Below are 12598 nucleotides of genomic sequence, written 5' to 3'. Positions count from 1 at the left end.
TGTCTAATCGCCTTCGTGCTGCCAGTTGGGCCCCCTGCCCTGATGCCCCACGGGACGCACGTCCCCGCCGACGGGACAGCCGGTTTCCTCCTGCGTTCGTAAGCGACGGTCGCCGGGTCAACCTACAGGAACTATTCCGCCCGCTCCGGTTCCCGCAGCTCCCAGACGTCGGCCGCGGCGCCGTGCGGCAGCTCGACCTGCCACTCCTCGCCGGACCCGGGGTAGGCGCGCAGGGTCGTGGGCACGGAGCCGTGCCGGAAGACCTCGACGATCGAGGCGTCGATGAAGATCCGCAGCTCGTCCCCGCCGGCCACGGTGTCGGCGAACACGGTCCGCCGCTGCCCGCCCGAGACAAGGACCAGCCGCAACGTGCCCTCTCCCCCGGCGACCCGGACCTCGGACTCCGGCGGCACTGCGAACGTGCCCGCGGCGCCGTGGTGCAGCCGCTCGCCGCGGTAGGCCCGGAGTTCGGGGGCGGGCTCGACGGCGAGGACCCCGCCGTGCGCGGACAGCTGGCGCGGGAAGGTCAGAATCCCGGCCCAGCCGGCGTCGTCGATCTCCTTCTGGCTGCGGCCGGGGCGGCCCTCGCCGTCCGCCGCCTCGCCGGACCAGCCCCAGAGCAGCGCCCGGTCCGGCAGCGCGAGGACCTGCGGGGCATAGAACTCCGGGCCCAGGTCAGCTTTCCCGCCCGACGCCGGCATGAACACCGGCAGCCCGGAGCCGTTCGGCACCAGCGAACCGAGCAGGTAGCCCACGCCATTGGGATGGTCGTGGTCCGCGGCGAGCCGGAGCGAGGCCATCAGCAGCCAGGTGTCGGCTCCGGAGGAATCCGGGACGCGGACCAGCTGCGGGCACTCCCAGGTCTCCGCGGGCAGGTGCCGGGCCGCGAGCGGGTCCTCGGTGCTGAACCAGATCCCCTCGTACCGCCACCGGCGCAGGTCCTCGACGCTGTACAGCAGCGCGGCAGCGTGGCCGGACGCCAGTCCCGCCCCCTGCAAAGCGAAGCGGCGGCCCTGGAAGCTGAACAGGAACGGGTCCCGGACGGCGGTGACCTGCGGGTCCGGGGGCACCTCGGCCGCGACGTGCCCCTCCTGGGTCCAGCGGCGCAGCGCCCTATCCGCCCGGGCCAGGACCACCCGGGAGCGGCCGCCCCCGGTGTCGGGGCCCACGGTGTCGACGCCGGAATACGCGGCGGTGGGGACGCCGCCGTCGTCGGTCACGACGCCGGACCGGCAGCCCAGCGCGTCGGGTCCGCCGGGCTGGGGCCGGAGCGCCACCGGTTCCTCGTCCCAGTGCACCAGGTCCGGGGAACTCAGGTGCCCCCAGCAGGTGCTCCCCTGCCGCGCCGAGTCCGGGTTGTACTGGAAGAACACGTGGTAGCGGCCGTCGACGTGGCTCAGGCCGTTGGGACCGTTGATCCAGCCTTGCGCGGGCCGCGGGTGGAAGCGGGGGAAGGCTGGGTCCGGATGTCGCGCCGCGGTGTCCATGGCCAAACACTACTCGCGCGGCGGCGGCGGGGCTGCCCTGCGGGCAGATCAGGGTGAAGGCGCTCCACGCATCCGCCCTGATCTGCCCAAGGAGGCTGCCTCGGAGAATTCGCAGGGTTTTGTGGGACCCTGATACCGATGACTTTTCGGCAGGAACGCACCAGCACACCCCCGGCTCCGGCGTACCCGCAGCCGCCGTCCGACGCCGCGCCCCGGAACCAGGGCCGCGGCACCGGGTTCCTGTTCGCGCTGGCCACCCTCGCCAGCATGGCCGCGCTGGCCGGCACCTACTTTTTCTTCGTCCGCACCACCACGGGCCAGTTCATTGACGAATCGGCCCTCGTGGAGGCGGTCGAACTCCACGGCGCCGCCGGCAAGGCCGCCACCGAGTTCCTCGACTGGCTGCCCGCACTGTCCCTGCTGATCGCGACCGTGGTGGTCCTCGTGGTCACCGTGCTGAAGCGCCGTTGGACCGCTGCCGGGATCGCCATCGCGGCCTGTGTCGGCGCCAACGTGGCCACCCAGATCCTCAAAAACGTCGTCCCCGACCGGCCCTACCGAGGGGTCGAGACCCTGGAGCTGAACTCCCTGCCGTCCGGGCACACCACCCTGGCGGCCTCAGCCGCGGCGGCGGTGTTCCTGATGGCCTCCCCGCGCTGGCGCCCGCTCGCCGGTTTCCTGGGCGGCAGCTTCGCTGTCGCCACCGGGGTCTCCACCCTGATCAACCAGTGGCACCGGCCCGCCGACGTCGTCGCGGCGTTCCTTGTTGTGGCGGTGTTTATGCTCCCGGCGGGCTGGCTGATCATGCGCACGGGGCCGCGCTGGAACGTCTGGGACGGCTACGGGGCGCACTGGGCCTCCGCGCAGCTGTGGCTGACGCTGCCGCTGCTGGGCGGGCTCGCCGCCGCGGCCGTGGCCGGCTACTCGCTGCTGAGCGTCGCCGCCGGCACCGGCCTGGAGGACAGCACCACCCACTACTTCTGGGCCGGCACCGCGCTGATCGTGATCACCGGCTACCTCGCCACCGTCACCGGAGTGTGGCTGTTCGGGCATGGCGCACGACGGCGGAGCGCGCCCCGCCGCTGACCGTCACCCGGCTGTCTACTTACCTGTGCGGATTTGTTCGTTGAGCCGGTCTGCGACCCTCTGGCTGCGAACGCAGACCTGACTGGTCTCCCCGTTCGGATTGACGATACCCGTGAACACGTCGTCGCCCAGCGGCGCAAGGATAGTGTCCGCGTGACGCATGCCTGTGGAGTCAAGGAAACGGTCGAAAACCACACCGCGTTGTTCTGGGGCGCGGGCGAATAACGCGCGGTTGGTCTCAAAACCGGGCACTTTTGCGCCACCCGGAAACGCCGGACGCCCGTTAAGAAAGGATTCCCATTGCTTTCGGAAGTTACCGCCCGCGCGAATGTCGACGATTAACCCCAGGTCGGCCCGTGGAACATCGAAGGTAAGCACGTGTTGCATTCCTTTAGCTCGCGCACTTCCCCGGCGGAATGCGTATATGCCAGCAGTCTCAGTATCCAAGGACAAGTAGAATCCCTGGCCAAGATCCTGGTGCGCTCCACCGGCATAGGAAACGTTGATACGACCCTCAGCGAGCCCGCCTAGGCTCTGGAAGCCGGCCTCGTCTGTTCCGTGGGACATCCGAACCCGCTCTTGGGCCCTTAAGCCGCGGGCCTGAGCGCCTGCCCGCCAGAGGCCAAAGGCCTCGGCGCCTAACGCCAATAGCGCCAGTCCAAAGGCCACGGAGTCGGCGTCTGCCTGCATGGCTGCGTGTCGGGCGGATCCTGGCTCCACCAACTCTGTGTCTGGGGATACGGCCGAGCCCTCGGCCGAGGCGAGGACCCGCGCATCTTGATAGCTCCCATACGCGTTTCTGGCAGTCGCGGCCGTGCCTATCGTAAGGAGCACCATCAGGCTTACACCACTGGTGAATGGCGCGAACAAGAACGCCAGACTGCTGACCTCCTGTGAAGCAAGACGCCAGAAAGTCCGGGAGACATCATGATCCACAGCAGCGGCTTGTGCCACTCGCCAGCCGAATCCACCAGTCCAATGGAGCGTGCCGACCGGGGCCTTACCATCGTGTAGTTGCTTATGCAACGGCGTGAGGTCCAACGGGTCAAGGCCCTCACCGAGGGCCTTTTCAGTCCCCGCAATGTCTTGCAGGACACGGCGCAGGCTGTTGTCGAGCACGGTCCGCGCAGTCCGCGGGTCTCGAGTATCGGCGAACGCCGCCGTTTGAGCGCCCGACCCTGCGCGCGCAATTCCGAATAGCGCCGGTGTCATCGCCACAAGTTTGGCGATTCCCCTTGAGGCTAAGTCGTAGCGCAGACGAATCTCGGCATATGGCACAACCCGGGACACAAAAATGTCTCCGGATGGATACTCCTCCCCCGGGTCTTCTGTAAGTGGTGGCGGCCCGGCGTGCGGGTCGAAGCGGACCTGGTACTTGACCGATCGGCCTGTGAAGTCTGGGTCCACATCTCCGCCGTCGCCGATGCGCCAGCCAACCCGGGCTTCCCGGGCTGCTTCCTGGGCACTCTGGAGGTTGCTGAGCGACGCTGCAGAAGCCTGTATAGCCGCGAGCCGCACTGCCTGGGATTCTGAAACGCTTTGTTCCGTTTCGCCGCCGTCAGTTCGAATGCCCACCGCCTCACGCTCACGCTCCACAAGCTGTTGGTTTGTTCGGAGATAGTGGCGAGCCAAGGCGAGCACGTCATCGGTGAAGCGGCGACGGATGGTACTGACTGCAGGCAGATCGTCGAGGTCGGCGCCCCGGGCACGGCATCGGTCAAACAAATCGATGTTCGCACTGGCAAAGCGGAGCAAGCCGTCGGCATCCAGGGCTCCCCAACATCGCTCCAGCCACGTCTCGTCGGAGGGGCCGACCCATGTCTGCCGCAAAACCATCTCCATGAGAAGCTTACGTTGGACATCGTCCAACGGAGTCCGGGGATCGACCGACTTAGCGGACTCGGAGGTCCCTCGTTTGATGGCTTCCTCCACGCCCTGTCGCTGCACAGCAACCGCTGCTGAATTCGATGCCCCCACCAGTCCGCAAACTGCTTGGTTACCGACCGCCCTCTGTAAACCTGTAAGTAAAAGGGGCCCTGGCACCACTTGAACACGTGCGGCATTATCGTCTCGCACCGACTGGGCGCCGACTCGGGGTCCGTAGCTGTCTGCCGCGGCCACTCCATACGCTCATGGCTCATATAGCAAGGCCACCACTCCGCAGCCAATGCATCAAGGATCTCGGGGGCACACTTGGACGCCTTTAGGGGCAAGCGGGCGCGGACGCTGACAGTCAACAAGTCCTACCTCACAGTCTCGACCCCCAACTTTCACCGTGAAGTGGCTTCGTGTTTGACGCCCGCCCACGACCCAACCCCGTTTACATCCGGCCCGCCGTGGACCAGAATTAGTCCCGCCCAGCCACTGGCTCAGCAGCGCGTTGGCCCATCCGTCCATACGGTCAAGCTGCCACCTTTCGAGGGACTGTCATGAGCACTGATTCTTCTCCGGTTTCACGGCGCGCCATCACCCTCGCGTCCGTCCCCTCGCAAAACCGGATCAACACCTTTCTCCGCGACTCCGTCTACGCCCGGCGCCAGCACGAGCCGGGGATCTGCGACCTCGCCCTCGGCAACCCGCACCACATGCCGCCCGACGCCTACGTCGACGCCCTCGCCGACGCGCTGACGCCCCGGAACGAGCTGTGGTTCGCCTACAAAACCAACGAGCCGGAGGCGCAGGCCGCGGCGGCGGCGTCCCTGCAGCGCCTGCTGGGCGTGCCCTTCGAACCGGCCGACATCCACCTCACCACGGGCGGCTTCACCGCGATTCCGCTCGCGCTCAAGGCGGTCGCCGACCCCGGCGACGAGGTCATCTTCACCCTGCCGCCCTGGTTCTTCTACGAGCCGCTGGTGCTCGAGGCCGGGCTGGTGCCGGTCAAGATCCGCTGCGATGCTGAGACGTTCGACGTCGACCTGGCGGCGCTGGGTGCGGCCATCACGCCGCGCACCCGGGTGGTGATTGTGAACACGCCCAACAACCCCACCGGCCGGATCTACCCGCCTGCGCTGCTGAAGGACCTGGCCGACATGCTCGAAGGGGCCTCGCGCAGCAACGGCCGGCGCGTCTACCTGCTCTCCGACGAGGCCTACAACCGGATCACCTACGACGGCGCCCGGTTCCACAGCCCGGCCGAATACTATCCGTACACGCTGCTGGCCTACTCATACGGCAAGACCCATCTGGCGCCCGGGCAGCGGATCGGCTACCTCGCCTTGCCGCCCAGCATGCCGGACCGCGGCCAGTTGCGGGAGGCGATCAACGCGCTGCAGATGGCGATGGGCTGGATCTACCCCAACGCCCTGCTGCAGCATGCGCTGCCGCGGCTGGAGGAGTTCTCGATCGACGTCGGGGAGCTGCAGCGCAAACGCGACCTGATGGTGGAGGCGCTGACCGGAATGGGCTACCAGGTCACGCGGCCGGAGGGGGCGTTCTACCTGTTCGTCCGGACCCCGGCCGACGACGACGAGCAGTTCACCGCCGCCCTCGCAGACCAGGGCGTCTTTGTGCTGCCGGGCCCGCTGTTCGAGACCCCGGGCTACTTTCGGATCTCCCTCACGGCCTCCGAGGACATGCTCCAGCGCGCCCTTCCGGTTTTCGCCGCGGCCATCCAGCGCGCCGGCGGCGGAGTGCCCCAGCACTGACCCAGTCTACGAACGGGACTCCAACCACTTTTCGGCCCAGTCAACAGCAATCTTGCCCGCTGAGTCTATGTGCAGACGCATCGTCGCTTCGGCCCTGTCCGGCACGCCCGACACCACAGCCTCGAAGACGTCCCGGTGTTCGCTAGCTGCCTGATTGGACCGCCCCGGTTCACGGGTGGTGAAGGCGCGGTAGCGATCCACGTGTCCGCGAAGGGTCTGGATGAGGTTTGAGCAAATGACGTTGCCGGAAACTTCCTCGAGCTGGCGGTGAAAGTCCGCCCCGATGCGGACCACCTCAACGTAGTCATCGCTCAGGCGTTCCATCAGGACGACTTTTCGCTCCAGCTCGGCCCGGGTGGCGGGGCTGATTCGCAGTGAAGCGTCTCTGGCGATCAGCCCTTCCAGTCGTGACCTGACGTTGTACACCTGTTGAATTTGCTCAACCGAGACGGGGGCCACGACTGCCCTCCCCGTGGGGAGCCGGACCACAAGCCCGTCTGCGAGCAGGATGGCGAGGGCTTCCCGGACTGGCGTCCGACTGAATCCCAGCTTCTTTGCTAGTTCAGGCTCGGAGAGCTGCGACTCCGGCGCAAGATCACCAGCAATTATCCACTCACGCAGCTGCAGGTACGCAGGGGAACGTGGACCGCTTCGGAGGGGTCTTACCAGATCGTTCACAATGAAATTCTCTCATAGGCGTTCATGTGTACATGTATACAGAGGAATGGATTAGGTTCTCTCTTACCGCCGGAGGGCCCGCCAGCAGAGCAGTGCGGTAGCGGCAAGGCCCACCGCCGTGGCGCCAAACACGCCCGCGGGTCCGCTCGCCGCAGCCACCAACCCGACGCCCGCCGGCAACACCGTCTGCCCGGCCCGGTTCGCGGACAGCCGCAGCGCCAACCACATGGAGCGGGTGCCCGGCGGCGCCGCGAGTGTGATGGTGGTCATCGTCAGCGGTTGACCGACGCCCAGCGCGAAACCCGCCACCACCAGGACGACTCCCATTTGCCAGACGTCCATGGGGACGGTGAGGACCGTCAAAGCGACAGCCGACAGCCCCGTCGACGAAATGATGAGCTGCTGCCTGCCGAACTTCGACACCAAGATGCCCAGTCCCAGCCGGGAAGCCATGGTGGCGATTGCACGGACGGTGAGGAGGAGCCCGATCACGTCAGCGGATAGGTCGCGCTCTACGCCAAGCGCCGGCAGATACACGGAAAGCAGATCTATGGCCCCGAGGACCATCGAGCTCACCGCCATGGCGCCGAATAGCTGCCTGCGGACCGGAGCCGGCACGCGTAACGCCTCCCGCAACGGAATCTGCCGAGGCCTTGGCTCGACAGCAGCCGTCCGGCCACGCCGGGGTTTGGCGGCGAGCACCAGGGTCACGACCATCATCAGGAACGCCGCCGCAAGGTAGGCCCCGAAAAGCATGTCGGTGTCCGGAATTAGACGGCCGCCGCCGAAAACGAAGATCAGGAACGGCCCCAGCGCTTGCCCGATCGAGCCAGCGAACGTGTAGACGCCGAAGGCGGAGTCCAGGCTTCGGTCACCCGACTGCGCCACCCGGCTCTGCTCGCCGAGCACGCTCATCAGGTGCCCCAGCCCAAGGACGACATTCCAGATCAGGAGCAGCACCAAGGAATCGGACCACAGCAGCAGGCCAATTCCCGCGCCAACCATCAGCCCCGCGCCAACGATCAGTATCAACGTTTCCCGGCCCGAGTCCGCCATCCGCCCGATCAGTACCGACACCACCAGGGGAAGCACGGCGAAGCTGGCGGCGATCAGGCCGAGAAACGCAACATCCACGCCAAGTTCGAGGGCACGGTACGCGGCGGTGGGCCGGACCACGTAGGCCGCCAACTGCAGCAGCACTGCGTGCAGCAGGAGCATCCATGGCTTTGACTTCACGCCGGCCGGGCTACGCCGGAGTCAGAACGTTTTGGTCATCCGCTCCGCGGCGCCTGAACCGAAGCACCGCAGGGACCAGGAGGACCAAGGCCAGCAGAACATAGACGATGACCGTGAACGGAGTCGCGACCAGCGTCGAGAGGTCGCCGGCGCTGATGTCCAGCGCCCGCCGCATCTGTAGTTCCGCGAGCGGGCCAAGGATCGCCCCGACAATCAGGGGCGCAATCGGAAAGCCGAACCTGCGGAGCACATAGCCTATGACGCCGAAGAAGAGCATCAGGCCCACGTCAAAGGTGGATCCGTTGACCGAGTACGCGCCGAGGAGGGCGAAGATCGCAATGCCGGCGTAGAGGTAAGGCTTAGGGATCTGGAGAATCTTGACCCAGACACCCACCAAGGGCAGGTTGAGCACCAGAAGCATGAAGTTGCCGATGAACAGGCTCGCTATCAGCCCCCAGACCAGGTCCGGCTGGGTGTCCAGCAGCTGCGGGCCGGGCTGGATGCCGTACTGCTGGAACGCCACCAAGATCACCGCGGCTGTCGCCGACGTGGGGATGCCCAACGTCAGCAGCGGAACCATGGCGCCGGCTACATTGGCGTTGTTCGCCGCCTCGGGACCGGCCACCCCTTCGATCGCGCCCTTACCGAACTCTCCCGGCCGCTTCGAGAGCTTTCGTTCCAAGGAATACGAAAGGAACGTAGGGATTTCCGAGCCTCCGGCCGGAATGACACCGAGGGGAAAGCCGATGGCAGTCCCCCGCAGCCACGGACGCCAGGACCGCTTCCAATCTTCGCGCGTCATCCACCGCTGGTTCTTGATGGACATCAACTCGAAGTGGCTGGCCTTTTGGTGGGCAGCAACATACAGGACCTCACCAATGGCAAAGAGGGCAACGATGAGGACGACGACGTCGACTCCATCCAGGAGCCGGACCATACCGAATGTCAGCCGGGACTGCCCGCTTTGGAAATCGATGCCAACCAGTCCGATCACCAAGCCGATCACCATAGCGGTAATGCCGCGAAGCGGGGAACTGCCTACCAGCGCACTGACCGTCATGAAGGCGACGACCATAAGGGCCAGATAATCCTGGGGCCCGAGGGTGATGGCGACGTCCACAATCCAGGGGGCGAAGAACGCCACGAGTCCTGTGGCGATGGTGCCGGCGACGAAGGAACCGATGGCGGCAGTGGCCAATGCGGCTGCGCCACGACCTGCCCGAGCCATCTTGTTGCCGTCGATGGCGGTAATGATGGAGCCAGACTCACCGGGGGTCTTAAGCAGGATTGACGTCGTCGAACCGCCATACATGGCGCCGTAGTAAATGCCGGCAAACATGATGAAGGCGCTGGCGGGCTCCATCCCGTACGTCATCGGCAACAGGAGGGCAATCGTCAAGGCGGGGCCGATGCCGGGAAGCACCCCGATGAGGGTTCCGACGATTGTCCCAAGCAGGGCAAACAGCAGGTTGTAACCGGTGAAGGCAACCGCGAAGCCTTGCAGCAGTCCCTGTACCCCTTCCATCAGAGATCCCCTCCGAATATGCCGCCAGGGAGGCTGATGCGCAGTAGCTGGGTAAAGAGAAGGTAGATGGCGGTACTGAGAAGCACGGCGATCACCGCTGACCGAACGTGCCGGCGGGAACCCATGGCAAACGCAATCGCCCAGAATGTGACGGTGGAAGCGACAATGTACCCCAGCAATTCCAGGGTGAGGATAAACCAGACGACGGCCCCCGCCGTAAGGAGGAGCTGCCACGCGGCGAGCTTGGAGGTGTCGACGTCGCCGTCCGCGTCCTCGGCCTCGCCGCGCTTACCTCGCAGGACCTCAATCACCAACAGAAGCGAGACGACCATCATCACGCTGCCGACAATGATGGGGAAGAAGCCGGCCCCAATGCCGGAGGCCGATTTGGCCTCCGGCTGGCCGACTCCGTCCAGAACAACGACCAAGCCCAGCAGCAACAAGGCCAGGCTCAACAGCAATTCGCCCCAGGATATTTTGTGCCCTCTCCCGAGGGTTCCTGCCGGGGAAGCCCGGACTTGGCTACTGGTTTTCATTTACTTGGCCAGCCCCAGGGTTTCGAGGACACCCTTGACACGGGTGTTCTCCGCTTCGATCCAGGTGCCGAATTCGTCGCCGGCCAGGAAGAGATCGCCCCATGAGTTCTTTGCCAGGGTGTCTTTCCAGGTCTGGGACTTCGACATGGTGGTCAGAGCGGCAATGTAGGCCTCCTTCTCCTTGTCGCTGATGCCGCCCGGAGCCATGATGGAACGCCAGTTGGCGAACTCCAGGCCCGGGTGTCCGGCTTCGGCGATCGAGGGAACGTCCACTCCGTCAGCGCGCTTGGCCGAGGACACGACCAGGCCCGTCAGTTTGCCCGCGGCGACCTGTGCGGAGAATTCCCCGACGCCGGCCACGCCCGCCTGCACTTTGTTGCCGAGGAGCGCGGTGGTGGCTTCACCGCCGCCGGAGAAGGGAACGTAGTTGATGTCTGCTGGATTGATGCCGTATTCCTGGGCAAGAAGGCTGATGAAGATCTGGTCGGCGGAGCCAGCTGATCCACCGGCAATAGCGATGGACTTCGGGGATGCCTTTACGGCCGCGAACAGCTCATCGAGGGTCTTGTACTCGGAGTCCTTGGGAACAACGATCATTTCGCTGTCGCCCAGAAGGCGGGCGATGGGCGTCAGATCTTTCAGTGTGACCTGAGTTCCGTTAGTGATGATGCCACTCATCATCGCCAGTCCGGAAGCGACCAGGGTATCTTTCTTTCCCTGCTGGGGTGCGACCTGCGCCAGGGCGACGGTTCCCGAGGCACCCGGAACGTTGTTGACCTGGGCGCTGCTGACTAGGGACTCCTTCTGAAGCGCGTCCTGGACGGCGCGGGCCGTCTGATCCCAACCGCTGCCGGGCGCCGCCGGGGCAATTATGTCGATGCGCCCCAGACTGCTGGCAGCTTTACTGGCGCCCCCGCCGGAGGCACTCCCACTCCCGCCACAAGCGGTCAGAGCCAGGGCCGCGGCGGCCACAGCCGCCACCAGAATCTTCGAATTTCTCATTGTCCACACTTCCTCGTGCTGGCTAACAATTGCGGCATGGGATCCACACCCTCCGAAAGTGTAACCACGCTCACACAGGGATACAAGAGTACATGTATACAGATATGCAGTGAGGCTCTAGGCTGAACCTCAGATCGCGCCCGTGCCTTATCGAAAAGGAATTCCATGACAATCCTTGTTGCCTACACTCCCCGGCCCGAGGGCAAGGCCGCGCTCAGCCATGGAATCGGCTTGGCCGAGGCCCAGGGCGAGGCCCTAATGGTCATCAACGCCTCCGCCGGCACAGCCTATGTGGATCCGTCGATGGCCTCCGAGGAGGACGTGGCGGATGTGCGCGCCCTGCTCGCATCGCTGGCCGTCCCTGCCGCATTTGAACAACTGGTCCGGGGCCATGATGCGGCGGAGGAAATCATCGGCCTGGCCGAGGAAATCAACCCTTCGCTGGTTATCGTCGGGCTGCGGAAACGCTCCGCGGTGGGCAAGCTGCTGCTGGGAAGCACCGCCCAACGCATTCTTCTTGGCGTCGACTGCCCCGTCCTCGCCGTGAAGGCGTAGCCGTTTCCCGGCATCTCCAGAAAAACAGCTACGGGACGACGGAAGATCTAATTGATGAGCATTGTGGACAGCTTCGGTTCAAAAGGCAAACTTAATGTAGCCGGTACCGAATACGAAATTTTCCGGTTGAACTCCGTTGAAGGTGCAGAAAACCTTCCGTTCAGCCTCAAGGTATTGCTTGAAAATCTGTTGAGGACCGAGGACGGCGCCAACATTACGGCCGATCACGTCCGAGCACTGGCCGGCTGGGACCCCAGCGCCGAGCCCGACACTGAAATCCAGTTCACGCCGGCGCGCGTGATCATGCAGGACTTCACTGGCGTGCCCTGCGTTGTGGACCTTGCCACCATGCGTGAGGCAGTCAAGGAACTCGGCGGGGACCCCAAGCTGGTCAACCCGCTGGCACCGGCCGAAATGGTGATCGACCACTCCGTGCAGATCGACGCCTTCGGCAACTCCGGCGCACTGGAGCGCAACATGGAGATCGAGTACCAGCGCAACGGCGAGCGGTACCAGTTCCTGCGGTGGGGCCAGACCGCGTTCGATGACTTCAAGGTCGTCCCGCCGGGAACCGGCATCGTGCACCAGGTCAACATCGAGTACCTGGCCCGCACGGTCATGACCCGGGAAATCGACGGCGTCGTCCGGGCCTACCCGGACACCTGCGTTGGCACCGACTCGCACACCACCATGGTTAATGGCATGGGTGTGCTGGGCTGGGGCGTCGGCGGCATCGAAGCCGAGGCAGCCATGCTCGGCCAGCCCGTCTCCATGCTCATCCCGCGGGTCGTGGGCTTCAAGCTGACCGGGTCCATCCCGGCCGGCGCGACCGCCACCGACGTCGTCCTG

At 65.4% G+C, this 12598-nt stretch carries 11 protein-coding genes; 4 read left to right on the top strand and 7 right to left on the bottom strand.

Going from position 1 to position 12598, the window contains the following annotated elements; all coding sequences use genetic code 11:
* Window positions 1-131: 131 nt before the first annotated feature.
* A complete protein-coding gene (locus tag AC50YM_RS13555; RefSeq protein WP_494957476.1) occupies window positions 132-1487 on the bottom strand; it encodes a glycoside hydrolase family 32 protein in 1356 nt (451 codons plus the stop codon).
* Between the two features lie 138 nt (window positions 1488-1625).
* Between AC50YM_RS13555 and AC50YM_RS13550 the strand changes: the two genes are divergently transcribed.
* Window positions 1626-2573 (top strand): phosphatase PAP2 family protein, encoded by a 948-nt coding sequence (locus tag AC50YM_RS13550; protein WP_494957475.1) that lies wholly within the window; start codon window positions 1626-1628, stop codon window positions 2571-2573.
* Between the two features lie 15 nt (window positions 2574-2588).
* Here the strand turns inward: AC50YM_RS13550 and AC50YM_RS13545 are convergent, their stop codons facing one another.
* Window positions 2589-4505: a hypothetical protein gene (locus AC50YM_RS13545; RefSeq protein ID WP_494957474.1), complete on the bottom strand. Its 1917-nt coding sequence runs from the start codon at window positions 4503-4505 to the stop codon at window positions 2589-2591.
* A gap of 497 nt (window positions 4506-5002) precedes the next feature.
* Between AC50YM_RS13545 and AC50YM_RS13540 the strand changes: the two genes are divergently transcribed.
* On the top strand, window positions 5003-6217 hold the full coding sequence (locus tag AC50YM_RS13540; RefSeq protein WP_494957473.1) for an aminotransferase class I/II-fold pyridoxal phosphate-dependent enzyme: 1215 nt from the start codon (window positions 5003-5005) through the stop codon (window positions 6215-6217).
* 6 nt (window positions 6218-6223) lie between these two features.
* Here AC50YM_RS13540 and AC50YM_RS13535 read toward each other — a convergent pair whose 3' ends face one another.
* The 5 genes from AC50YM_RS13535 to AC50YM_RS13515 all read right to left on the bottom strand — a co-directional run bounded on the left by AC50YM_RS13535 (window position 6224) and on the right by AC50YM_RS13515 (window position 11194).
* Window positions 6224-6895, bottom strand: a complete 672-nt coding sequence (locus tag AC50YM_RS13535; RefSeq protein WP_494957472.1) for a GntR family transcriptional regulator — start codon at window positions 6893-6895, stop codon at window positions 6224-6226.
* A 63-nt stretch (window positions 6896-6958) separates the two neighbouring features.
* A complete protein-coding gene (locus tag AC50YM_RS13530; RefSeq protein ID WP_494957471.1) occupies window positions 6959-8131 on the bottom strand; it encodes an MFS transporter in 1173 nt (390 codons plus the stop codon).
* Window positions 8132-8141: 10 nt separating this feature from the next.
* Window positions 8142-9656, bottom strand: a complete 1515-nt coding sequence (locus AC50YM_RS13525) for a tripartite tricarboxylate transporter permease (RefSeq protein ID WP_494957470.1) — start codon at window positions 9654-9656, stop codon at window positions 8142-8144.
* The gene (locus AC50YM_RS13520; protein WP_494957469.1) at window positions 9656-10117 is read right to left on the bottom strand and encodes a tripartite tricarboxylate transporter TctB family protein; all 462 of its coding nucleotides are present in this window, start codon (window positions 10115-10117) and stop codon (window positions 9656-9658) included. The genes AC50YM_RS13525 and AC50YM_RS13520 overlap by 1 nt, the downstream gene beginning before the upstream one ends.
* Before the next feature lie 75 nt (window positions 10118-10192).
* Window positions 10193-11194 carry a Bug family tripartite tricarboxylate transporter substrate binding protein gene (locus tag AC50YM_RS13515; protein WP_494957468.1) on the bottom strand — a complete coding sequence of 334 codons (1002 nt, stop codon included), beginning with the start codon at window positions 11192-11194 and terminating at the stop codon, window positions 10193-10195.
* Window positions 11195-11359: 165 nt separating this feature from the next.
* On the opposite strand from AC50YM_RS13515, the gene AC50YM_RS13510 reads away from it, so the two are divergent.
* Together AC50YM_RS13510 and AC50YM_RS13505 are read left to right on the top strand one after the other, a co-directional pair.
* Window positions 11360-11749, top strand: coding sequence for a universal stress protein (locus AC50YM_RS13510; protein ID WP_494957467.1), 390 nt, complete (start codon window positions 11360-11362; stop codon window positions 11747-11749).
* 54 nt (window positions 11750-11803) lie between these two features.
* On the top strand, window positions 11804-12598 hold a 795-nt coding region (locus AC50YM_RS13505), incomplete at its 3' end, for an aconitase family protein (RefSeq protein ID WP_494957466.1).

Source organism: Pseudarthrobacter sp. RHLT1-30-1 (assembly GCF_059383415.1).
This window is presented reverse-complemented; position numbering and strand designations above follow the sequence as displayed.